The 21739-nt window shown below is 47.6% G+C and carries 22 protein-coding genes, 3 tRNA genes, 1 other RNA gene and 1 riboswitch; of the genes, 21 read left to right on the top strand and 5 right to left on the bottom strand.

Features of this window, described 5'->3' with window-relative positions; genetic code table 11:
• Positions 1-76: 76 nt before the first annotated feature.
• The gene (locus B8987_RS02995) at positions 77-337 is read right to left on the bottom strand and encodes a hypothetical protein (RefSeq protein ID WP_020376467.1); all 261 of its coding nucleotides are present in this window, start codon (positions 335-337) and stop codon (positions 77-79) included.
• Positions 338-592: 255 nt separating this feature from the next.
• On the opposite strand from B8987_RS02995, the gene B8987_RS02990 reads away from it, so the two are divergent.
• The 8 genes from B8987_RS02990 to B8987_RS02955 all read left to right on the top strand — a co-directional run bounded on the left by B8987_RS02990 (position 593) and on the right by B8987_RS02955 (position 8629).
• Positions 593-1624 carry an acetamidase/formamidase family protein gene (locus B8987_RS02990; protein WP_026040814.1) on the top strand — a complete coding sequence of 344 codons (1032 nt, stop codon included), beginning with the start codon at positions 593-595 and terminating at the stop codon, positions 1622-1624.
• A 5-nt stretch (positions 1625-1629) separates the two neighbouring features.
• The gene (locus B8987_RS02985) at positions 1630-2397 is read left to right on the top strand and encodes a LamB/YcsF family protein (protein WP_020376465.1); all 768 of its coding nucleotides are present in this window, start codon (positions 1630-1632) and stop codon (positions 2395-2397) included.
• A 158-nt stretch (positions 2398-2555) separates the two neighbouring features.
• Positions 2556-3464: a DMT family transporter gene (locus B8987_RS02980; RefSeq protein WP_084660852.1), complete on the top strand. Its 909-nt coding sequence runs from the start codon at positions 2556-2558 to the stop codon at positions 3462-3464.
• Between the two features lie 103 nt (positions 3465-3567).
• Positions 3568-4287 carry a GntR family transcriptional regulator gene (locus B8987_RS02975; protein WP_020376463.1) on the top strand — a complete coding sequence of 240 codons (720 nt, stop codon included), beginning with the start codon at positions 3568-3570 and terminating at the stop codon, positions 4285-4287.
• A 33-nt stretch (positions 4288-4320) separates the two neighbouring features.
• Positions 4321-5889 carry an ABC transporter substrate-binding protein gene (locus B8987_RS02970; protein WP_020376462.1) on the top strand — a complete coding sequence of 523 codons (1569 nt, stop codon included), beginning with the start codon at positions 4321-4323 and terminating at the stop codon, positions 5887-5889.
• Positions 5890-5898: 9 nt separating this feature from the next.
• On the top strand, positions 5899-6843 hold the full coding sequence (locus B8987_RS02965; RefSeq protein ID WP_020376461.1) for an ABC transporter permease: 945 nt from the start codon (positions 5899-5901) through the stop codon (positions 6841-6843).
• A gap of 38 nt (positions 6844-6881) precedes the next feature.
• Positions 6882-7760, top strand: a complete 879-nt coding sequence (locus B8987_RS02960; RefSeq protein WP_020376460.1) for an ABC transporter permease — start codon at positions 6882-6884, stop codon at positions 7758-7760.
• 38 nt (positions 7761-7798) lie between these two features.
• A complete protein-coding gene (locus tag B8987_RS02955) occupies positions 7799-8629 on the top strand; it encodes a Nif3-like dinuclear metal center hexameric protein (protein ID WP_020376459.1) in 831 nt (276 codons plus the stop codon).
• On the opposite strand, the gene B8987_RS02950 is transcribed toward B8987_RS02955, so the two are convergent.
• Complete coding sequence (locus B8987_RS02950; protein WP_084660851.1) at positions 8626-9873, bottom strand: ROK family transcriptional regulator; 1248 nt, start codon at positions 9871-9873, stop codon at positions 8626-8628. The genes B8987_RS02955 and B8987_RS02950 overlap by 4 nt on opposite strands.
• A 241-nt stretch (positions 9874-10114) precedes the next feature.
• On the opposite strand from B8987_RS02950, the gene B8987_RS02945 reads away from it, so the two are divergent.
• The 6 genes from B8987_RS02945 (at position 10115) to B8987_RS02920 (ending at position 16834) form a co-directional block, all read left to right on the top strand.
• The gene (locus tag B8987_RS02945; RefSeq protein ID WP_020376457.1) at positions 10115-11422 is read left to right on the top strand and encodes an ABC transporter substrate-binding protein; all 1308 of its coding nucleotides are present in this window, start codon (positions 10115-10117) and stop codon (positions 11420-11422) included.
• Positions 11423-11486: 64 nt separating this feature from the next.
• Positions 11487-12467, top strand: coding sequence for a carbohydrate ABC transporter permease (locus tag B8987_RS02940; protein ID WP_020376456.1), 981 nt, complete (start codon positions 11487-11489; stop codon positions 12465-12467).
• Complete coding sequence (locus tag B8987_RS02935) at positions 12468-13289, top strand: carbohydrate ABC transporter permease (protein ID WP_020376455.1); 822 nt, start codon at positions 12468-12470, stop codon at positions 13287-13289. It begins immediately after the preceding gene.
• Positions 13290-13436: 147 nt separating this feature from the next.
• Positions 13437-14234 carry an MBL fold metallo-hydrolase gene (locus B8987_RS02930; protein WP_020376454.1) on the top strand — a complete coding sequence of 266 codons (798 nt, stop codon included), beginning with the start codon at positions 13437-13439 and terminating at the stop codon, positions 14232-14234.
• Positions 14235-14644: 410 nt separating this feature from the next.
• Positions 14645-15403: a GGDEF domain-containing protein gene (locus B8987_RS02925; protein WP_081503448.1), complete on the top strand. Its 759-nt coding sequence runs from the start codon at positions 14645-14647 to the stop codon at positions 15401-15403.
• 165 nt (positions 15404-15568) lie between these two features.
• Positions 15569-16834, top strand: coding sequence for an NAD(P)/FAD-dependent oxidoreductase (locus B8987_RS02920; protein ID WP_020376452.1), 1266 nt, complete (start codon positions 15569-15571; stop codon positions 16832-16834).
• A gap of 221 nt (positions 16835-17055) precedes the next feature.
• Here the strand turns inward: B8987_RS02920 and B8987_RS02915 are convergent.
• The 3 genes from B8987_RS02915 to B8987_RS02905 all read right to left on the bottom strand — a co-directional run bounded on the left by B8987_RS02915 (position 17056) and on the right by B8987_RS02905 (position 17329).
• Positions 17056-17130 (bottom strand) — tRNA-Val (locus B8987_RS02915).
• Between the two features lie 41 nt (positions 17131-17171).
• Positions 17172-17246, bottom strand: a tRNA-Ile gene (locus B8987_RS02910).
• Positions 17247-17253: 7 nt separating this feature from the next.
• Positions 17254-17329, bottom strand: a tRNA-Asn gene (locus tag B8987_RS02905).
• A 150-nt stretch (positions 17330-17479) separates the two neighbouring features.
• Here B8987_RS02905 and B8987_RS02900 point away from each other — a divergent pair.
• The 7 genes from B8987_RS02900 to B8987_RS02870 all read left to right on the top strand — a co-directional run bounded on the left by B8987_RS02900 (position 17480) and on the right by B8987_RS02870 (position 21613).
• Positions 17480-18109, top strand: a complete 630-nt coding sequence (locus B8987_RS02900) for a thymidine kinase (RefSeq protein WP_020376451.1) — start codon at positions 17480-17482, stop codon at positions 18107-18109.
• A complete protein-coding gene (locus B8987_RS02895; protein ID WP_020376450.1) occupies positions 18063-18725 on the top strand; it encodes a tRNA (adenine(22)-N(1))-methyltransferase TrmK in 663 nt (220 codons plus the stop codon). The genes B8987_RS02900 and B8987_RS02895 overlap by 47 nt, the downstream gene beginning before the upstream one ends.
• Complete coding sequence (locus B8987_RS02890) at positions 18722-19531, top strand: YqfO family protein (protein ID WP_020376449.1); 810 nt, start codon at positions 18722-18724, stop codon at positions 19529-19531. Before B8987_RS02895 ends, B8987_RS02890 begins: the two co-directional genes overlap by 4 nt.
• The gene (locus B8987_RS02885) at positions 19522-19974 is read left to right on the top strand and encodes a ribonuclease H family protein (protein ID WP_020376448.1); all 453 of its coding nucleotides are present in this window, start codon (positions 19522-19524) and stop codon (positions 19972-19974) included. Before B8987_RS02890 ends, B8987_RS02885 begins: the two co-directional genes overlap by 10 nt.
• Positions 19975-20039: 65 nt before the next feature.
• Positions 20040-20390: RNase P RNA component class A (gene rnpB, locus B8987_RS02880), an RNA gene on the top strand.
• 78 nt (positions 20391-20468) lie between these two features.
• Positions 20469-20894 (top strand): GNAT family N-acetyltransferase, encoded by a 426-nt coding sequence (locus B8987_RS02875; RefSeq protein WP_020376447.1) that lies wholly within the window; start codon positions 20469-20471, stop codon positions 20892-20894.
• Positions 20895-21235: 341 nt separating this feature from the next.
• The gene (locus tag B8987_RS02870; protein WP_020376446.1) at positions 21236-21613 is read left to right on the top strand and encodes a DUF190 domain-containing protein; all 378 of its coding nucleotides are present in this window, start codon (positions 21236-21238) and stop codon (positions 21611-21613) included.
• Between the two features lie 9 nt (positions 21614-21622).
• Positions 21623-21704: riboswitch (Fluoride riboswitch) on the top strand.
• Positions 21705-21739 lie beyond the last annotated feature (35 nt).

Genomic DNA, 21739 nt, shown 5'->3' with positions numbered 1-21739 from the left:
TTAGGCTTACATTTTTACCAAATTTTTCAGGAGATATGTGGGGAATTTCATGATAATCAGAAGACCAATAAGGTTATTAGGGGCGAAGGGCTTTATGATGATTGGGCAGGGAGAAATAGGTGATGACACCGCCGCCCACGGCCCACAACCATACTACCGCCGTGACAGGCCATAATAGCCCTCCAAGAAGCCCGAAACTAATGAATTTTAATAGCCAAACACCCAACAACAGACTCAATTGAATGGCGCCGCTCGCGAATTTACCCATTATTAAAGACCCGATACCGGGAGCGAAAACGTTCACCACAGTGCCGACTAATGCCAAAGTTTTTCGCATAACACGACCCTTCTTTCGTGGAAAACAGAACCGACACCAATAAGAGTGAGAACTTCTATTTATTATATCATAACTGTAGGTATGACTTGAGTGAGCCATTATTGACAACGTGTCGGCCCCATAAATTGCGGGGAATTAATGATGGTTTTTCGCTGTGGCTAGAGCAAAATTTGTATACTAAAAAAGAATGACTGAATGAGAATACCTTTATTTCTATTCTATCCATCAGGCTTTTGGTAAAGGAGCTGTCAGTTGTTGGACTATGAGTTGCGCGCTAGGCCGGATACGTGTCATTGGGGATATTTTGATAATCAACTCGACCCGGTTTTGCGCGTGGAGTCGGGAAGTGTGGTGCGTGTTGAATGTTTGAGTCACCGGGCCGGTGATGCACCCGATTTGATGATGAATGATACCGTATTAGCAGTGTATGAGTCCCTGAATTATGACGAACGAGGTCCTGGCGGCCATATTGTTACGGGTCCCATTGCCGTCAAAGGAGCAATGCCTGGCGATACCTTAGAATGTCGTCTTTTAGGAGTGGAGTATCCTTTGCCTTATGGCTCCAATTTGGCGGCAAAATGGGGGTGGCTATATACTCAAGGCGAAACCCCTCTGAAAACCTCGGAATATGTCACGATCTATAAGATTGATGGAGATGCGGCTATTCCGGTCTTTCAATATCCGTGGCCTTCTGGGCGAAATAGTCGCAAGGGCGATTTGATTTTTCCAGAGGACGTCACGCGTTTACCCTGTACATCCTACCGTGTTCCGTTAAGACCTCATTTAGGGATTTGTGGGGTAGCACCTAAGATGCGTGGAAAGGTGTCTACAATTCCTCCAGGAGTTTTTGGCGGCAATGTGGATAACCGGCATTTTATGCCCGGAACAGCGATGTATTATCCCGTACAAGTACCAGAGGCCATGGTGTTTATGGGAGATACCCATTTAGCCGAAGGGGATGGTGAAGTATCAGGCACAGCCATCGAAGGCCATTTGACGGTTCTGGTTCAGCTTGCGCTGCACCGCCAGTGGACGGTGCCAGGACCGGTGCTGGAAACCGACGAGGCTTGGATGGTGCATGGATTTGGCGAGACATTGGATAAGGCCATGACAGATACCCTGGAGCGATCATTACGGTTTTTAAAGTCTCGTGGCTTAGATGAAGCCGAAGGATATGCGCTGCTCAGTGCTGGCGGCGATTTTCAGATTACGCAAGTGGTGAATTCGATTAAAGGGATTCATGCGGTCATACCTAAAAAACTGTTTAACCATGACACAAAGGAGTGACAGGGATGCTCACCATTGACATTAATTGCGACATGGGCGAAAGTTTTGGGGCTTATACCATGGGATATGATGCCCGCATTATGCCCTATATCTCCTCGGCCAATGTCGCCTGTGGCTTTCATGCTGGCGATCCCCGCGTGATGAGAAAAACGGTTCAGTTGGCTAAAGAGCACCAAGTGCGCGTGGGGGCTCATCCCAGTTTCCCGGATTTAGTGGGCTTTGGACGGCGTAATATGGTCCTGTCTTACGAAGAAATTCGCAGTGATGTCTTATATCAAATCGGAGCGTTATCCGCTTTTGCTACGGAGGCAAAATGGCCTTTGCAACATGTGAAACCCCATGGACAACTCAACAATATGGCCATGACTAATCCTGCCTATGCCGAAGCCATTGTCGACGCAATTGCTGCCTTTAATCCGGAATTAATCGTGATTAGCTATGGCGGATTGTTAATGGAAGCGGCACAAGCCAAGGGACTGCCTGTGGCTTATGAGGTGTATGCCGACAGAGCCTATCAGGCCGATGGACAACTCGTACCGAGAAGTGTGCCGGGCGCGGTGATTCATGATGTTCACCAGGTCCTTGAACGTGTCATGCACATGATTACCCACCAGGAAATTGTGGCGATTACTGGCGAACATCTTCCTCGCAAGATTGATACTGTTTGTGTGCATGGGGATACCCCAGGGGCCGATGAAATCGCCATGCGTCTTTCGAGTTTTCTAAAAAGTCAAAACGTCCGCATTGCGCCTTTAAGCCCTGTGGATGGTTAAGTGGAATGCGCATTTGCCTGATTTTCCGGGCGCAAGAATACCAGTTTTTAAACTCGCCTTTCCGACTCTTTTTGCCAAATTAGGATGCAATCGAAAATGCTGGCAATATGATTTCACTCACGGTTTGCCTACCAAGATGAAGAAGTGAGGCTTTGAGGATGTCACGCAAGCTTTGGGGTAACCTCTTTTTAGCATTAGCGGCATCGATTTGGGGTGGCATGTATGTTGTCAGTAAAGTCGTCCTCACCAAAATTCCGCCGGTGCCATTAGTATGGCTTCGTTATGTTTTGGGGATTGCTGCGCTGATTGTCGTGGGGAAAATATGGCGTGTGTCGTGGCGCATTGAACGCCGCGATTGGTTATTGATTGGCATTTTGGGGCTTGTTGGTTATACCATTTCCATTTGGGCGCAGTTTCTTGGAACGGCTCTTTCGACCGCCCAATGGGGAGCTATTATTACTGCGGCTACTCCGGCGTTTATGGTGATCTTTGCTTATGGAATATTGAAAGAACCGCTGACGTGGGCCAAAGTGGCCTCGGTGGTGCTGGCGTCATTAGGCGTCGTCATGATCGTCGGATTGGGACCATCTACAGGAGATTTACGTCTAGGCGGAATGATTTTAGTTGTCGCAGCGCTGACCTGGGCCTTGTTGTCTGTCCTAATCAAAAAGGTTCCTGCGCATTATTCGTTGGTGGTGATAACGACCTATGCTCTTGGTGTCGCCACAGTTCTCTTAACACCGTTTGCTTTTCCGTGGTTTCTCGAACACGCCGTTTTTATGCGTTTTCTAAGTCCCGGGTTGTGGTGGGGAATTGTCTACCTGGGAGTGATTTCGACAGCCGTGGCATTTTTTTTATGGAATCAGGGGCTATCGATGGTGGAAGCAGGTAATGGCGCGGTCTATTTCTTTTTTCAGCCGTTAACGGGTACCCTCTTAGGATGGTTTTTTCTCCATGAACGGCCCAATTCGGGGTTTTGGCTGGGAGCGTTGTGCATTGTGATGGGCGTCTGGCTGGTGATAAAGCAGGAACGAAAGACAACAAAAAAGGCATCATATAAAGTATAAAAGCCACATCTTGGTGCACGGTATTCCAATTTAGAAAATTTAATTTGTTTGGCAGGAATTTTACGAAGACCTGTCGAAATATATTCACGTCAGGATGGGAGGCATGATTGTGAAGGAAAACTTCGAATCACCGACGTCGCCGTCAGCACCGTTGTCCACATCATTGTTGAAACCCATCGTGCCACAAAGTGTTGCGGAGGAGGTATATCAACAACTCCGGCAAGCGATTGTTGATGGAGATTTGCCGCCAGGACACCGCCTTGTTGAGCGGTCTTTAGCGGAGTCATTGCAAGTATCTAGGACGCCTGTGCGAGAAGCTTTAAAACAGCTTATGTCTGAGGGACTGGTCAGTGTTGATGGACACCGAGGATTGATTGTTTCACGGCTTTCGGTGGAGTCTATACGCGAAGCTTATCAAGTTCGTGAAGTATTGGAAGGATTAGCCGCTAGACTCGCTGCCGAAAATCATTATAATCCCGACGACATGCTAAGGCTCGAGGACGCCTTGCTCAAGATGGAATCGGGCCAGCTCAGTCCTAAGGAATTTGACGGTGTTCATGGTGTGTTTCATGACACCATCGCCAAAATGTCCAAGAACAGTTATGTGATCCATTGTCTACAAGATTTATCGGCGTTTCGGACACGCATGGTGTCTTTGGATTGGATACCTAAGACACGGGTGAATACGTCACTGGCCGAACACCGCGCAATATTCGATGCAATTCGCAATGGACAAGCCGATGAAGCGGAAAAACAGGCTAGAGGCCATGTGGCGAGGACGCGTCAAACTCTGATTAGCCGGTTAACGGCTGAAAGTCCGTAACGTCAATTGTCATTATGAGGGGGGATTTTGTTTATGGCATCCAAAACAGCCTGGGCCTTAGCCGCCATATCCACATTGACCATAGGTTTAGCAGGATGTGGTTCGTCGTCAGCGCAAAGTTCACCAACGTCCACGTCGTCATCCAGTCCACAAGTGGCCCAAGCTCCTATTAGCGGAGGAACACTTAATGTGGGAATTGATTCAGATTTTGTGACGTTAAATCCTGCGATGTCATCGGCATTAATTGATCGGCAAGCATTTATCAATATTTTTGATCCCTTACTCAAATTATCACCCACAATGACAGTCGAACCCAATCTTGTTACCCATTGGACGATTACCAATGGCGGCAAAACCTATACGCTGTTTTTACGTCACGGCGTCAAGTTTCAAGATGGCACCCCATTTAATGCGCAAGCCGTGATCTATAACTGGGACTGGGAGATGAATCCCACCAATGCCAGTCCCAGACGGAGCAATTTAGCTTTAGTACAAAGTTTGTCGGCGCCCAATCCCTATGAAGTAGTGGTCAATCTTAAAGCCCCATATTCAGCCTTTCTGTCTATTTTGACGGGGCGCACGGGAATGATTTCTTCGCCAACCGCGATGAAGAAGTGGGGAAGTGCCTATGGCTTACATCCGGTGGGGACCGGGCCATTTAAGTTTGTCCAGTGGATTAAGAACGACCACATGATTCTAGAAAAAAATCCTTTATACTGGCAAAAAGGGAAACCCTACCTCAACAAAATTGTTTATACGCCTATTACCAATCCGGTTCAAGAGTATAATGCGCTAGTCACTGGTCAGGTCAATGTCATTGATGGCGTACCATTCCAAGATGTTAGTAGCCTCTCATCAAACTCATCGCTTAAATATGCGGAAAAGCCAGGCCTCGGCTATGCCGATATGGAACTCAATACGCAAGCGGCGCCCTTTAACAATGTGCATAACCGGGAAGCCATTAACTACGCCATTAACCGTGAGGCGCTTAACCAGTTACTCTACTTTGGTCACGCCATTCCGGCCTACACGCAATTTTCTCCGGCATCGTGGGCCTATGATCCCAAGATTCGCGTGCCTTTTTCCGATACCTTGGCTAAGGAACAACTGGTGAAAGCCGGTAATCCACATGGATTTTCCTTTACCTTGCTGGGAGACAATAATCCTATCACCATCCAAGAGATGCAAGCAATCCAAAGCGAGTTAGCCAAAGTCGGCATCACCATGCATATCGAACCGGTCGATTTCACCACCTTACTGACCGATGCCATTAATGGCAATTTCCAAGCGGATTTATTGGGATGGAGCGGGAGACCTGACCCGGATCAAAATAGTTATGCGTTTGATACCACGGGTGGCAGTTTTAATGACCCGCGCTACTCGAATCCTGAGGTCGATAGCCTGTTGTTAAAAGCCCGGGAAGCCTCGTCTCAGAGTGTGCGCAAACAATACTATGATCAGGCAGCGGCAATTGTCCTGCATCAAGCACCCTACATCTTTTTGGAATACACGCCTGTGATTCAGGCTTGGTCACCCTCTGTGCATGGGTTTACGGTTTATCCTGATGGATTAATGCGGTTTAGTGATGTGTGGATAAAGTAGGCGCAGACTATGATTCCTTTTATCATCAGACGGATTGTCAGCCTGATTCCCGTAGCCTTCGTGGTGGTGGTGGTGACCTTTAGTCTCATCCATCTGAGTCCCGGGAATCCTGCATACACGATATTGGGCGAACAAGCCAGTCCGCAAGCCGTACACCTATTAGATGTGAAAATGGGGCTAACAAAGCCCCTATGGGAGCAATTTGCGAGTTATGTCAGCCATGTTCTAGAGGGGAATCTGGGCGTTTCCTTACTGGATGGACAACCCGTTTTGTCGCTGATTTTAACGCGGTTGCCTGTGACATTAGAATTGACCATGCTGGCCATTCTTGCGTCTTTGATCATTGCCTTGCCGACAGGAATTTTGGCGGCTTACCGTCCCAATACGTGGATTGATAGCGTCTCCCGTCTTTTAGCTCTCATTGGGGCCGCTGTACCGAATTTCTGGTTGGCACTGCTCTTGGTGTACTTTTTTGCCGTGACTTTGAAATGGCTTCCGTCTTTAGGATGGGTCCCCCTCACAACGAGTGTGGGGGGGAATCTCATTCATCTCATCCTTCCCGTGATTGTGCTAGCCCTTCCACTGGCTGCTGTCACCTCACGGGTTTTGCGTGGTGAACTGTTGGAAGTGATGCGCCTTTTGTATATCCAAGTGGCGCGAGCTAAAGGCATCAACGAATGGACAGTGGTCATTCGCCATGGTCTTCGTAATGCCTTGGTCCCTGTTGTCACGGTCATTGGCTTACAAATTGGTGGGTTACTCGGTGGTGTGGTGATTACGGAATCGATTTTTTCTCTTCCCGGAATGGGCCAACTGGTTGTGAATGCGATTTTTGACCGTGATTATCCGGTTTTGGATGGTTCTGTCCTCTTTATGGCGGTGGTGGTTCTCTTGGCCAATTTAATGGTTGACCTGGTTTATGCGTGGCTTGATCCCCGCATTCGTTATCAATAAGCCGGTCGTGGTTAACGAGACAAGAAGGGAGGAGAAAAATGGCGGCACTCGATCCTCAACTCGACATAGCGTGGGAATCTGTAGAACCCAGGTCGCGTCACCGCGCTCTGAGACGTTTTTTACGCAACAAACTCAGTATTGTGGGAGCGGTCATCGTGATGTTTTTGGTACTTATGGCTGTTTTCGCGCCCGTTCTGGCACCCTATCCTCCTTTGGCCACCCATTTTTCCGAGGCCTTTAAACCGCCTTCCGCCACGCATCTTCTGGGTACTGACGAACTGGGACGGGATTTGTTGTCCCGGATTATTTATGGATCCAGAGGATCGTTAGGGGCTGGAGTCTTAATCGTGTTTGTCGGCGTTGGAATTGGAGTGCCTATTGGCTTGATTTCCGGTTTTTATGGGGGACTGCTTGATGAAATCATCATGCGCTTGGTGGATGCGGCCTTGGCGTTCCCACCTCTTGTACTGGCGTTGGCGATTGCCTGGATTTTAGGACCATCCCTCATTCACGCAGTGATGGCCATTGGTGCGGTCACCATCCCGCAATTTGCCCGGATTACCCGTGGCCAAGTGTTAAGTATCCGTTCACGAGAGTTTGTGGAAGCCGCCCGGTGTCTTGGGGCCAGCCCATGGCGAATTATGCTCCGCCACATTTTATTAAATTCTGCCACGCCGATAATCGTGGTGGCCACATTGAATATTGGCACAGCGATTTTGAGTGTGGCCAGCCTGTCGTTTTTAGGGTTAGGTCCGCCTCCGCCTTCTCCCAATTGGGGATCCATGCTGGAAGATGGATCGCAGTATCTTAACTTGGCGCCTTGGATTTCATTCTTTCCGGGGCTGGCCATATTTCTTGCGGTGTTGGGATTCAGTACGTTGGGTGATGGCCTACGTGATGTCTTTGATCCGAAATAATCTTGCGTCAGAAGGCGCGTGGAAAAAGGATGATGGTTATGGATAAGACTGAGAAGATGGCGACAGCTTCGACTGAGGAGATTATGAGGTGGTCTTTGGAATTAGCGGGATTAGATGAAATACCACCAGATAGTGCAACGTACATTCCTGGGGAAAATATCCACCGGATATTATTTGGTATTGATGTGGCATCTGCCGACTTGTTATTGGGCCGGGAACTTGGGGTGGATTTAGTGATTGCCCATCATCCTGCTGATCGTCTGGTGGGCTTTCCTAAAATTTTTTCCCGGCATGTTGACCTGATGGTTGCTCATGGAGTGCCGCAGAAAGAGGCGGAAGAGGCTATTCGCACGTTAACGGATCGTTGGACGGACCGCTTTCACAGCGCAAATTATGACCACGTGGTTTCCGTGGCCCGATTACTCAAGATGCCGTTTATGAATATTCATAATGCCTTAGACGAATATGGACGGCAACGTATGGTTCAAGCGGTTTCGGAATTAGGGACGGAAGCGACAGTGAAGGATGTTGTGGCGGCCTTGACAGAAATCCCCGAAATTGCATCGGCCCCCACCCAAGTCCAGGTGGCCGTGGGAGAACCGGACAACCCCGCTGGGCGGGTGGCCATTGTGCACGGAGCGGGAACCAACGGAGGCTATGAAATTGCTCAAACCTACTTTCGCCATGGCATTGGAACGGTTGTCTATATTCACTTGGCCAATGACGCCAAATGGCGGTTGCGTAAAGAAAGCCAAGGAAATGTGGTGGTGATAGGGCATTTGCCCGGTGATTTGACCGGCATTCAGCCCTTTGTGCAATTGATGCGTGACAAAGGATTAGAGGTCATCGGATTTTCTGGAGTGCGTTAATTCGACTCAGAATTGGCGAGAAGGCGAGGAAGATCGTGCGGTACTTGATCGATATTTAATGTGTTGAACGAGGGCAATGGGGTGAGAGGAAGAACCCGAGACAAGACTAAACCCGCTGCCCCAATGGCGACCATGTCTAAATCTGCGGCAAATACGCCGATTTGTTTATTAGCTCCAATGGCTCGCTTTTTAAGCATCCGGTGAATTTCTGGCAATAACCAATGCGCCGCTTGTGAGATGGTTCCTCCAATACTGATAAAACGGGGATTAAAGGCATTAAGGATATTCGATATGCCAATCCCTAAATATGCTCCTAATTGAGAAAATGCTCGCTGGTAACGGATGTCGTGGGGCGTTTGGGCCAATACCCGCTCGATAAATGAGGGAATGAAGGGGTCAGTTTCGCTGACTCCTTCTTCGTGTAAATAGCGAGCTAATGCACGCTCCGAAGAATAGAGTTCCCAACATCCATAATTACCACAGGCACACAAAAGCCCGGTCGCCGAAATCGTGGTATGTCCCCATTCGCCAGCAATCCCATGGCGACCGCGTACCAGCTGCCCGTGAAGAATAAGACCTGCTCCCACGCCAATCCCGGCGTTAATAAAGACGAGGCTATCTGTAGGGTGACGCAAAAACTCGGCCCAAGCTCCACAATTGGCGTCGTTATCAATGACAACAGGTAAATTAATCCGGCTGGCCAAAGCCTGGGTAAAATTCCAGTTTTCGACATTCACATTAGGCAGATAATAAACATGTCCCCTACTGTAATCGACCATCCCAGGCAGGGCAATCCCCACGCCAAAAATACCATGTGAGCTGGGTGGACATGTGCGCAGAATGTCCCGGACATGTTCTTCGATAATCTGCAACATGATTTCCCGAAAACTCCCGTCGGAGGGAGGACGCAAAGTCGTGATTTTTTTGTCCACAACCTGACCTCGGGCATCGGTTAAGAGCGTCTTAATCGACGAAATTTGGACATCAACGCCGATGCTGAACCCTGTTCTGGCGTTGAACTGCAAAATAATCGGTTTTCGTCCCCCTGATGACGTACTTTGACCCAGTTCTTGAATGAAATCCTCGGCGAGGAGTTCGTCGACTAAGGATGATACTGTGGCACGATTTAAACCCGTCAATTTGGCGATGTCAGCACGAGACACATTGGGATGATTATAAATCCAATGCAAGACGGTATATTTGTTCAATTGGCGCATTCTTTGCGCGTCAATATTGATGCGCACGGCACATCATCCTCGCATGCAGGAATTTATTTCGGCTCACAGTGTTGTTAATATAACATATCAATTAAGACGCCGGTAAGCATCAAAATTTCGGTAGTTTTTGATCAGTTTAGGGATTTTTTGGACAAATTCCAAAACATATTGTGCAAACTTTGTTGATTTGTTACATTATGTGAGCGGTGAGTTGGATTATCTTCGAAAAAACAGAATTGTCAAACATTTAGCATGAGGAGGCTGCGTGATGCAGATCAAGCGAAAGGCGACATTAAGTCTTTTAGCTGTTATGGCAGCAAGTACGTTGGGGTTAGCCGGATGTGGCTCCCAAAGCGCGTCTGGAGGATCAGGATCGACCGGAACTGTTAATAATTCACCGACACAATTACAAATTTTTAGCTGGTGGACGGGTGTGGCCAGCAGTAAAGCACTTGCCGCATTGAATGCGCAATTTACCAAAGAATATCCTCAATTTAAAGTGATCAATGATGCGGTGGCTGGAGGAGCCGGTTCCAATGCGAAGGCTGTTTTAGCCAGCCGGATGGAAGCGGGAAATCCGCCAGGAACATTCCAGGTACACGCTGGACACGGACAGCTCTATTCATGGGTCCAAGCTGGAGACATGACACCATTGAACTCGTTATACCAACAACAAGGATGGTATCATGATTATCCAAAATCGCTATTAAACTTATTGACGTTTAACGGCAAAATTTATGCCGTGCCCGTTGATATGCAGCGAGCTAATGTTTTGTGGTATAACCCCACGATTTTCAAAAAATATAATTTGACACCGCCAAGCACCTTCGCTCAATTTTTCCAAGATGCTAACGTGTTGAAGGCACACGGCGTCACCCCTCTCGCTTTAGCGAATCATGGGGATTGGGAAGCGACCCTGTTATGGAGCGATGTGCTGCTAGGGACTGTAGGACCCAAGGAATATGACGCGTTGCTCAATGGCAAGGCCTCATGGAACAGTCCAGGAGTGGTTCAAGCTACCCAGACCTTTACCAAGATGTTGAATTACACCAACACGGATTACACGGCGCTGCACTGGCAACAAGCGGACCAGATGGTGGCTGATGGCCAGGCGGCCATGAACATCATGGGAGACTGGGCCCAGGGTTATTTCACCACGGATCTCCATTTAACCCCCGGTACGGGATTTGGCTGGGCTCCAACGCCCCAAACCAAAGGAACGTTTGCTGTTGTTTCGGACGTATTCGGTCTGCCTTCCCATCTCAAGCACAAGACGGCCACCTTGGATTACTTGAAAGTGCTTGGCTCAGCGAAAGGACAAGCCATTTTCAACCCATTGAAAGGAACATTTTCCCCGCGGCTTGATGCCAATCCCAATGACTATGATGCCTATTCGCGGTCTGCGATGCAGTCCTACAAGAAGGACACATTAGTCCTGGTCATTGGTCAAGGAGCTGTGAACCCGGGCTTTACCAACGCGGTCAACAATGCCATGGACATTTTGGTCAGCAATCACAACGTGAACCAATTTGTCCAAGCCGTTGCCAGCGCGGCCCAGGCTAACCCGCTCCCGTAAGACACGTTTTAAGCGGCAGGCCGAGCCTGCCGCTTACTCCTCGCAACAAAGGAGGGTAATGAGGGTGATAAAACGGGCTATTGTGAAAGATAGCGAAGAAATGACTGTGAAACCCGTAAAGAAAAAACCTTTCTCATGGGATAAGGCGTCTGCCGTTATGGTATTGGTCCCATCACTTGCTGCGTTGGGAATCTTTGTTTATGGTTTTATTGCCTGGACTGGATATCTGTCCTTAACCAATTGGAACAGTTATATTCCCAACTTGAGTTTTGCGGGATTGAAAAATTATGTCGCTGTCTTTGAAACCTTCCGGTTTCAGTCTGATATTCGCAATCTTGTGGTGTTTACCGCATTATTTGTATTAGGATGTCTGGCCCTAGGATTATTTTTAGCGGTATTGATTGATCAGAAAATTCGTTTTGAGAGTTTATTCCGGAGTATTTTTATTTTCCCCATGGCGATTTCCTTTGTGGCCACTGGCGTTATCTGGTCATGGGTGCTGAACCCCCAGACCGGGGTGAATTTGATTTTGCGCGCGTTAGGGGATCAGCATCCGCCCAATTGGTTTTTGAGCACGGCGATTGATCCAAGTATTACCGTAGGACTCATTCAGCTTGGGATTCCTTTGGCCCTGGTTGCCGTAACGATTGCCGCCATCTGGCAAATGTCGGGATTTGCGATGGCGATTTATTTGGCTGGATTACGAGCCATCCCCGAAGAAATTAAGGAAGCGGCCCGCATTGATGGGGCGGGTTCATGGCGGTTGTTTTGGTCGGTCATCTTTCCCCAATTGAAATCCTCAACGGTTACTGCCGTCATTATTTTGAGTGCGGCGTCGCTGAAAGTCTTCGGATTAATTTATGCGATGACGGGGCCGGGTCAGGATTTCACCACGGATATGCCCACACTCAATATGTTTGAGACGACTTTCCAAGGGAGTCAATTTGCCGAGGGTGCGGCCATTGCGACCATTCTTTTTTTGATTATGGCGGCCTTTAGTATCCCCTATCTGATTTCGGTGTTGCGCAAGGAGGAGGGAGCATAAATGGCTGTTCGTCGATTGAACCGTTCCCTGCTTTATCTGCTCTTGACGATTTTTGCGGTGCTATATCTCATGCCCGTCTATGTGGTTGCGGTTACGAGTTTGAAATCAGGTGCCGCCATTAATTTATCGCAGATGTGGGATTTGCCACAGCATATCAGTTTTGCGAGTTTAGCCACGGCCTGGCAAAAATTAGGGCCCAATTTTATGAACAGCGTGTATCTCACCATTCCCGCGACCGTGATTTCGTCGCTCATTGGTGCCATGAACGGGTATGCCTTGGCCAAATGGCGATTTAAGGGTTCGAACACGGTATTTTTTATTATCCTGTTGGGGATGTTTATACCGTATCAAGCCGTTTTGATTCCTGTCTTGCGAGTACTGGATACCTTACATTTGTATGGATCGATACCGGGCTTGATTTTAGTTAACGTGGTTTATGGCATTCCTATTACCACGCTCATCTTTCGCAACTTCTATGCGGCGATTCCTGACGAAATGATTGAAGCGGGAAAAATTGATGGAGCGGGCTATTGGGGTATTTTTCGTTATATTGTCTTGCCCTTATCGGCTTCAGGTTTTGTGGTAACCGGGATTTGGCAGTTTACGCAAATTTGGAATAACTTTTTATTTGCGGTGTCTGTAACCAATCCACCGCATCAACCCGTTACAGTCGCCGTGGTGAATATTGCTGGTAGTCAGACCATCCAGTGGAATGTGCAAATGGCGAGCGCGTTGATGGCGTCAATCCCCACTCTTGTTGTATATATTTTTCTGGGCAAATATTTTGTACGGGGCTTGTTGGCTGGTTCCGTTAAAGGCTAAAAGGTCACGATGAAAGAACCTTGTGGTACCCTTTATGCACGACTGCATAAAGGGTTTTTTATGAGCGCTACCAGGGGATGTGCTTTAGAGTCACGGCCGTTACGATGAGATCACGAATTATTATTGAGGATGAAGAAAGGTCAAAATATGGGAGCATCGTTATTTTGGTTAGGGCAATCAGGATTTCTCATGGAAATCACGACACCGCGTTCACTGCGTATTCTTATTGATCCTTTTCTCACGCCGACCCGTGGGGCCAATGATCCGCGCTTTCAAGTCGAGGATCTAGGACCCATTGACTGGATTTTAAGTACGCATGAGCATTTGGATCATTTTGATTGGGAAAGCATTGTCCATCTCAAGAAACATAATCCTGGACTTCAAGTCATGGCTCCACTTCACTTGAAAGAACGGCTTGTGAAAGCCGGATTTTTGCCATCTGAATATCTTTATCCGCGTTTATTTGAATGGGTGGATTTAAGCACAACATTAAAGATTCAAGCCATTCCTAGTGTACATGCGCTTCATGTTGAAGATGGGTATGATTCCGGGATCCCGGGACAATTTTTAGGCTACATCATGGATTTTGGGGGCATTCGTGTCTATCATAGCGGTGATACCATTTTATCTCCGTCTTTGTTTGATACGTTAAGCGCGGCGGGGATTCACGTGGCGCTTCTGCCTATCAACGGGCGTGACTTCTTCCGGGAGCGCGAAGATATTGTGGGCAATTTGACGGCCTGGGAAGCGGTTGAATTGGCAGGGCGGATCGGTGCGAAAGTCCTGATTCCGATGCATTATGATGCATTTGCCAACAACTTGGGGGACATTGGGCAAGTTGTGCGGTATGCCCATGAGTACTGGCCCGAGTTATCTGTTGCGGTACTGGGATATGGTCAAGAATGGCCGATATATATTCCGCGCGTGCTCTCTTCGCCAAAATAATCCGGAAAAAATAATGTCGAGAAGGCTAACGGTCGGGAGCGATCGTTAGCCTGCTTGTGCATTGATACTTGAACCTCTCCGCTCTCAAGGGCGGAGATTCTAGGGGAATCATGATGGCTCGGCGCACGGACCGTGAGACCCTGGAGCGATCCTCCGGAGTCTCCCTCCTATCCCATCAGCAACATGCCGAGGTGTTCAACCAGACTACGCCTTAACGTTTGAAAGACACGGCGATACGTGATCCGTTGGGGTACCTGTCCTATGCCCTGGTAGATCGTTGTGACTATAAAAATCTCGTTATATTGAGACAATATAAGGAAATAATTGCTACAATGAAAACCAATTGAAGTTAAAATATTCGATAAATTCTTAGGAGATAAGTTTAATCATAGCCAGGGCCAGGTGATCGCATGGTAAAACGACCCGGAGGAGAGAGAAGGCGCCATCACAGCGGGTATTCGGTGTGGCATGCTGTAGAACGCATCGTATGGCCTCTTGCCATAGGATATTCGTTGTTAGTTGCTGGTGTATTGTGGATTGGATGGGGGATTTTTCCAGACTCACTACGGACCACTCTTTTGTGGATTTGCGGGATGAACTGGTTTGGTAGCATGCTGCTTTTGGGCATTATTCGCGCAGTCGTGTGGGTTCGGTTAGTGCGTCCCCTCCAACACCGGGCGGATTATGATGCCTTAAGTGGTTTATATAGGGCGGATGTGTTTTGGGCACGCGCTGAAGAGATGGTTCAATGGTTGGGATCGCAAGGCCAGCCGTGGGCGTTTGTCTATTTAGATCTGGATGATTTTAAACGGGTGAATGATACCAATGGCCATTTGGTTGGCGATGCTGTGATTCGCACTTTAGGCTCCTTACTGCAAAGCCATGCGCGCCATAGTGATATCACGGGACGATTGGGTGGCGAGGAATTCGGATGGATTTTGCCAGGGGCGAGCCCATCAGAAGCTGTGGCAGCCGCCAACCGGTTATTAATCGCGTTTCGCGAAGCAAACTGCGATGGCTTGACCGGCTGTACATTTTCTGCTGGCGTAGCCGGATGGACGAGCCAAGAAGATTCTGTCAGCATTTGGACCATAGCGCGCCGTGCTGATCATGCCTTGTATCATGCCAAAAGTCATGGCAAAGGACAAGTCCAGATCACAGCCTCTTGAGACATAGCACGGTATCCAGAAGTTATTATCAAATGGAATAGCAAAAAAGAACTAGGCTTAACGAAAGAGATGTCACTTTATGGAAATGGCTGAGATGAATCATTGTTAAATAATTACATCCGACATATGATTAAATAAAGTCAGAAAAAGATAGGAAGCGCTAAAATGGCTAAACCACACGTATTAGTATTGGGAGGGAATTTTTCCGGATTAGGGGCGGCTCAAAAAATTCGCGAATACGCCCGTGATACAGTTGACATTACATTAATTGATCGAAAGAACTATCTTCTTTTTGTTCCCAATATTCCTTCGGAAGTTTTAGATTATGATCGTAATCCCGCGCTGACAATGCATATGGATATTGTTAAGCCTTTAGAAGAGGATGACATTTATTTTATCCAAGGTGAAGTCAAAGGATTCGATGTGGACCGCCAGACGGTGGAATATGTGCCGACTGAACGTCCTGGAGCAGCAGCCGAAACGATTCATTATGATTATGTTGTCTTTGCCTTAGGAAACCGGCTAGCCTATGATGATATTGAAGGATTTGCAGAATATGGACAAACGGTGAGCGATACATTTTATGGCGAAAAATTGCGCCGTTATCTACGGAACGATTATAAAGGTGGCCCTATTGCTATTGGATCAGATTTCTTTCACCAAGGAACCATGACCCAAGATTTAGTACCGATGGCGGCGGCGGCTTGTGAAGGGCCTCCCGTAGAAATGGTATTTTCCATGGCAACGTGGCTTAAAAACCATGGGTTAGGGAATCCTGATAAAATTACCGTGTTTACGCCAGGAGACACTATCGCTGAGGATGCGGGTCTTGGTAATGTTTCTTCCATCTTAAAGTTTGCTGCGGAAGCGGGCGTGCATTACAAGAACAAAGCGCAGGGCATTCGTCGACTGACTAAAGACGGTGTCGAATTACAAGACGGCTCATCGATCGAAGCTGAACTCAAGATTATCTTTCCAGACTGGCAACCCCACGAATTTATGAAAAATACGCCGATCGTTGATGATCAGGGATTTGTGTTAACCGACATGACGATGCGTCATCCGACGTATAAGAATGTTTTTGCGTGTGGTGATGCAGCGGCCGTTGTTGTTCCCAAGTTGGGTTATTTAGCGCACATTACGGGTGATATGGTAGCCAAGCAGATTGCCATGGACATGGGCCGGATGGAACCTGCGAAAGCTAATATTCCACCACATTTCATTGTCAATTGTCTTGGCGATATGGGAGATAAAAAGGCTTTCTTTATTAACTCCGATTCTTGGTATGGCGGAAAAATGGAACAACTGAAAGTCGGTTCAGAAGTTGTCTTTTTATTAAAGGCTCAATATAAAGAAATGTTTTTCCGGACAAAAGGGAAAGTTCCAGATTGGGGTATTCCCTTTGCAAACTTCATGGCTAACAACTTCTAATTCCTATAATCTCTATACACGATACAGGATTACTGACTAAGATAAAGGGACTACTGAAGATAAGCGGTAGTCCTTTCTTCAATATGTAACAAGTATGAATTGAGGCTGCTATGGAGAGAAGTCGAAAGACACCATGGTGATAAAGAATATGCCTGTTGATGCAGATTAAACGAGGAAATACAGATATAAAAAAACCGCCTAAAATACGGCGTTTTGTAAAATGGTGGGCACGACAGGTATCGAACCTGTGACCTCTTGCGTGTGAAGCAAGCGCTCTACCACTGAGCTACGCGCCCTTAGACTTGTATTATATAAAACCGGTTTATGTTCCGTCAACTGGTGGGCCCAGAAGGATTCGAACCTCCGACCAACCGGTTATGAGCCGGCAGCTCTACCACTGAGCTATGGGCCCAAAAAAATGGCTCCCCGAGCAGGACTCGAACCTGCAACCACCCGGTTAACAGCCGGGTGCTCTACCAATTGAGCTATCGAGGAATGCCGACATCAAGTATAATAGCAGCCTTGTCGCACGCCGTCAAGTCCTAGGATTAAGAATTTGCTGGGCAAAAGATCAGCAAAATGCAGAAGGAATGAAGCGACCAATCCAGTATTGTTAAGAAGAAAGACATAAGGAGGCAATGGTTTTTGGCAGGCACAATAACCGTCATAACTGGCGGGATGTTTTCCGGTAAATCCGAGCAGTTAATCCATTATGTGGAACAAGCGATAACAGCTGGTTATGCGACCGTCATTTTTTATCCCCATATGGCTAATCGGCAGAGTGAACGCGATATTCAAAGACGGATCGTCAATACGAGTCTCACTCATGTGCCTGTGTTTGCGGTGGACACACAGGGATTGGGTTTTCATGATATTGTGCAAAAATATCAGGCAGATGTTATTGCTATCGATGAAACGCAATTTTTTTCACGACATATTGTTGACGTGGTGCGTGTTTGGCGACATCAAGGACGGCATGTGGCCATTGCGGGTCTTGATATGGACTCCAATGAAAATCCGTTTGGACCGATGGGGGATCTTCTGTGTGTAGCTGATAACATTATTAAATTGCATGCACAGTGTTCCTTATGCCATAATCCCGCTATGATATCATACCGGCTTAATGACAGTCGAGAACAGGTCATGGTGGGCGAAAGGAATTATACAGCACTGTGCTTGGAATGCTACGATCAGCTGTCCTCTCGTCGAAGCCAAGGAGGGCAGAACGATGGCGCCGTTAGAGAAAAGACTAGCAATCATTCGGGACTGGTGTAAATCGTTTGCGGTCGTCGCGGATGTCGGTGCGGGGCAAGGACGTTTGGCCCGGGCTCTCGCCGAACAGGGACAACAAGTTTATGCTACCGAAAAAACGCTAAAAGGGTGGCAGCAGCTTACCTCTTATACCCGGTCATTTTTTCCCCGCATCACCCCGGTTTTAGGTGATGGAATCGTCCCGTTACTCGCTTTGCCAATATCCATCGATGTCGCCGTGATTGCAGGAATGGGGCCCAGAACTATTCAACACATTCTGCACCAGGACTATGAAAGCCGCGCCATTCCAGCTTTTATCGTACAACCAATGCAGGGTTTGTTTCTTCTTCGTCGGTACTTATTGGAGAATAATTGGTTCATTCAACGCGCTGAACTGGTTAAGGAACACGGAAAGATCTATGGGATGTGGTTGGTCCAAAGAGCAGCCCACAACGATCTTGATGACCGGTCCCCGTTTTTTTGGGTGCCGACAGAATTTCAACATAGTCCTTTATTTCAGAGCTTAGTCAAAGCACGTGTGATCCAGTTAAATCAGTATATCGATCATGCCTCTTTGGATACTCCACAGCTTGAGGCTTGGCAACGCGAAAAGCAGTATTTAACGGGAGTTATATCATGATCTCGAACGAGCAAATTCAGGATTTTGTTGGGCCAGATATTAAGTATTTACCGGCATCCTCGTTCCTTGATGCAGGATACGAGGACGTCGAGTTTAGCCTGAACAAAGCCGGGTTATCGGGGCGTGTTTTGACCCTTAAAATGTGGGAAGACGCTTCCGAAACTGTGCCCACCATCGGATATTTTAGCCGTCTAAGAGCCTTAAAAGAACTCAATATTGGAAAAGCCGTGGGGCCATTAGCCTATATTGAGCCCTATTATAAATTGGTGACATATGTTCCACCTGATCATTTAGAAACAGTTCGAGAAGCGCTATGGCAAGCAGGAGCAGGCCACATTGGCCATTATTCACGGTGTAGTTATGCGTCCAAAGGGACAGGAACATTTTGGCCCGAAGAGGACACCCATCCGTTTTTAGGACAGATTGGCCAATTGAATGCTGAAGAGGAAATGCGGTTAGAAGTGATTGTGCCCAAATGGTACCAAGAGCGCGTCGAAAATGCGTTGTTGGCCGCACATCCCTACGAAGAGGTCGCGTTTGACTGGATTGCCCTGAAAAATCGTTTAGGGCTTGCTCAAGCCTATGAAGATGGTGATGGGGCATGGTGGTTTATGGAAGAGACACCAGAACTCATTCATGCTATTATGCATCGTCGTCCTCCTACAATCCATTGCGAAAAACTGAGCTGGTCCAGCCGTCTAAAATTGGCAGAATATCACATTGTCGTCGACATGAAACAACCTGGCGAGTTATTATACCCGGGATTGCACAAACTATGGGGAGATAAGAAAAGACTGTGGGAATAACGTATCAGGTTTATACGGATGGCGCTTGTGCCAATAATCAAGCGCCTGGTGGGCAGCCCGGTGGCTGGGCGTGTGTTTTTGTTGACGGTCCGTCCTATTTCGGTGCCGAGCCACGAACGACCAACAACCGAATGGAAATGACAGCGGTGATTGAGGCGTTAAAACATACACCGAAAGGCGCTGACGTGACAATTTTTAGCGACTCGGCCTATGTGATTAATGCTTTTAAACAAAATTGGTTTGCGAATTGGGAAAAGCGCGGTTGGAAGAATGCCAAAGGGCAACCCGTTGAAAATCAAGATTTATGGCGCCAGATGCTTGATTTAGTTAAAGATCGACAGGTGAATTGGACTAAAGTCAAAGGTCATGCGGGGAATGAATATAATGAAATGGCCGATCGATTGGCTGTGAAGGCCATGGAAGATCTTCGAAGCAAATTGTGACAACCATCCCATTAACCATCAGTTGACGAACGAACCGTTTGGCGTGATAATAAACATCCAAAGTGCGAGCTAACAAGATGACCGCGGGTGCTAATCCGAAAGGTGGCATCTGAGGAAAGTCCGAGCTGCATAGAGCAGGGTGCTGGATAACGTCCAGTGGGGGCGACCCTAAGGAAAGTGCCACAGAAAACAAACCGCCAAGGTTACTCTTGGTAAGGATGAAACGGTGCGGTAAGAGCGCACCAGAAGTCAGGTGACTGACTTGCTTGGTAAACCCCACCCGCAGCAAGACCGAATAGGGGCAGGATGAGGTTGCTCGCTGACTGTCCGGGTAGGTCGCTGGAGGCGTCAGGTAACTGGCGTCCAAGATAAATGGTCATCCTCGACAGAACTCGGCTTATTAGTTAACTCGCATCGCACCTACCTTCCGGTAGGTGTTTTTTTATATCATTATGCTATTCTGATGCCATAAATAACAGATCAGGAGCCCATTCATGTACTTAACCTTATATCCTGACCCTTATATCGCAAAAGACTCATTGCTAAACGTGCTAGCCTATGCCGTAGGCAATCCCAAACCAGACCATCTTGAGAGGCTAATTGCCGAAGTTTATACCCCCTCTGTCGCTTCATTATATGTATTATGTGAAGGGACCCAGGTGGCAGCAGTGATTGGCATCAAACATCTCCCGGATTTTTCAGGACAAATTCTCCATATCGCCGTAGAAAAAATTTTTCGTCACCAAGGGTGGGGACGATTCCTTATTGCCGAGGTGGTGAAAAGGGAACAATTGAACCGCGTCATGGCGGAAACGGATGGGGATACGGTGGATTTTTACCGTCGCTGCGGATTTGTAATTTCCTCCCTAGGTGAGAAATATCCGGGCGTTGAGCGCTTTCACTGCCTGTGGACGCAATGATGGCGGGGTATGTGGTTACCCGTTCTTTTCATGAACGACGTTCTCTTAGACCATGTTCATGGCAAGATGAAAATATGGCAGGTAAATTTAAGGGGCAATGGCGGATAGTTCAAAGCGGTGCGATCCAGGCGTCCGGTTGGGGACATACTCGAAATTTGGGTTTTTACCGTATCTTAGAAACCAAACACGAGGGACGAAAATCGTACCTGGAGCCAACACACCAATAAGGGATCTGAGATCTAAGGCAAGGAGCTAAGCTCCAAAGCCATAGGGCTCGTTGATTTTTTTCCAAAGATTGTCTGATGTGATACAATAGCAAAAAAATAGGGAGACGAGACCGTATGGCAGTGAAAATATCGGGAGAAGCTCTCCGACTCAGGATTTTCATTGGCGAAGATGCGAGGTGGCATCATAAACCGCTATACCATGCCATTGTGTTGAAAGCACGAGAAATGGGTATGGCGGGAGCCACAGTGATGCGCGCGTTAGAAGGATTTGGTCCGACATCCAGAATTCACACGGTGAACTTATTAGATTTATCCAGTGATATGCCGATTCTGGTGGAGATTGTAGATAGTAAAGAGTATGTAGAAAAGTTTCTCCCCGTTTTAGATACGATGGTGGACGCAGGCCTAATTACTATTGACCCCGTGAAAGTGGTGAAATATACTCACAATCAGACAAACGATCCACACATCGATCGCGATAATTCTCAGTAATTGGTCAATTAAACACCAGGCGATGGATTCCGCCTTGGACCCTAGGTCCAGAACCTCCGTGCATAGTGCGGATAATGACTCCTGCCAGATTTAATGTCCTGGCAGGATTTATTGTTGCCTTTTATC

Source organism: Sulfobacillus thermosulfidooxidans DSM 9293, assembly GCF_900176145.1.
Taxonomy (GTDB): Bacteria; Bacillota; Sulfobacillia; order Sulfobacillales; family Sulfobacillaceae; genus Sulfobacillus; species Sulfobacillus thermosulfidooxidans.
This window is presented reverse-complemented; position numbering and strand designations above follow the sequence as displayed.

Bases quoted from the DNA above. Each gene is read 5' to 3' on its own strand.
- B8987_RS02995 (WP_020376467.1), bottom strand. From the start codon at position 337: ATGCGAAAAACTTTGGCATTAGTCGGCACTGTGGTGAACGTTTTCGCT.
- B8987_RS02985 (WP_020376465.1), top strand. From the start codon at position 1,630: ATGCTCACCATTGACATTAATTGCGACATGGGCGAAAGTTTTGGGGCT.
- B8987_RS02980 (WP_084660852.1), top strand. From the start codon at position 2,556: ATGTCACGCAAGCTTTGGGGTAACCTCTTTTTAGCATTAGCGGCATCG.
- B8987_RS02975 (WP_020376463.1), top strand. From the start codon at position 3,568: ATGATTGTGAAGGAAAACTTCGAATCACCGACGTCGCCGTCAGCACCG.
- B8987_RS02970 (WP_020376462.1), top strand. From the start codon at position 4,321: ATGGCATCCAAAACAGCCTGGGCCTTAGCCGCCATATCCACATTGACC.
- B8987_RS02965 (WP_020376461.1), top strand. From the start codon at position 5,899: ATGATTCCTTTTATCATCAGACGGATTGTCAGCCTGATTCCCGTAGCC.
- B8987_RS02960 (WP_020376460.1), top strand. From the start codon at position 6,882: ATGGCGGCACTCGATCCTCAACTCGACATAGCGTGGGAATCTGTAGAA.
- B8987_RS02955 (WP_020376459.1), top strand. From the start codon at position 7,799: ATGGATAAGACTGAGAAGATGGCGACAGCTTCGACTGAGGAGATTATG.
- B8987_RS02945 (WP_020376457.1), top strand. From the start codon at position 10,115: ATGCAGATCAAGCGAAAGGCGACATTAAGTCTTTTAGCTGTTATGGCA.
- B8987_RS02935 (WP_020376455.1), top strand. From the start codon at position 12,468: ATGGCTGTTCGTCGATTGAACCGTTCCCTGCTTTATCTGCTCTTGACG.
- B8987_RS02930 (WP_020376454.1), top strand. From the start codon at position 13,437: ATGGGAGCATCGTTATTTTGGTTAGGGCAATCAGGATTTCTCATGGAA.
- B8987_RS02925 (WP_081503448.1), top strand. From the start codon at position 14,645: ATGGTAAAACGACCCGGAGGAGAGAGAAGGCGCCATCACAGCGGGTAT.
- B8987_RS02920 (WP_020376452.1), top strand. From the start codon at position 15,569: ATGGCTAAACCACACGTATTAGTATTGGGAGGGAATTTTTCCGGATTA.
- B8987_RS02895 (WP_020376450.1), top strand. From the start codon at position 18,063: ATGGCGCCGTTAGAGAAAAGACTAGCAATCATTCGGGACTGGTGTAAA.
- B8987_RS02890 (WP_020376449.1), top strand. From the start codon at position 18,722: ATGATCTCGAACGAGCAAATTCAGGATTTTGTTGGGCCAGATATTAAG.
- B8987_RS02875 (WP_020376447.1), top strand. From the start codon at position 20,469: ATGTACTTAACCTTATATCCTGACCCTTATATCGCAAAAGACTCATTG.
- B8987_RS02870 (WP_020376446.1), top strand. From the start codon at position 21,236: ATGGCAGTGAAAATATCGGGAGAAGCTCTCCGACTCAGGATTTTCATT.